We start from the raw sequence: 532 nt of genomic DNA, 5'->3' as shown, positions 1-532 counted from the left end.
ATACAAGAGACAAAGACAACTTAGAAAACCTACAAGACAAAATTGAAGCCTTGGAAATTTTTCAGGCTGAAGAACTTAAAATTACGTATAAAGGTATTGATTTTATTAAGAGCGTGAATATTCATTTTAATGAAACCAGTCTTTATGTAACGAATCCTTGGAATGCTAATAGTGTATTATTAAAGTTATCTGAAGTTTTATGTCGTTATTTTTATCTGGTTGGACACGATAAGAAATTAGACTTTTTACTTAGATCTACTGTTGATGAGATTCAAAAGTACTTTATGCAGGAAGAGCTCAATATACCAGAAGAAGTTTTTGAAATAAGTCGTGATTTTGAAGCTGAAGCAAAAAAACAAAAAATAAATTCTTTTGCAGATATTGAGACTGCGGTCAATGATAAAAAGATATCTCCAGAATTCTATCATTTATCAAAGCATGAATATAGTCGATTGCAGTATATACAACAACGTATTCCGAGAGCGGTAACTAATGTAATAGAACATCTAAAGGAACTACCGGAGTACGACTG

1 pseudogene is annotated in these 532 nt (G+C 31.2%); it reads left to right on the top strand.

Annotated features, from left to right (window positions below):
* Nucleotides 1-532 (top strand): annotated as a pseudogene (locus AC1DWB_RS37155) (transcriptional regulator); the annotation flags it as partial.

The organism is Paenibacillus sp. P4_E11 (assembly GCF_056401635.1).
The sequence above is the reverse complement of the archived record's forward strand: the minus strand, read 5'-3'. Positions and strand labels throughout refer to the sequence as shown.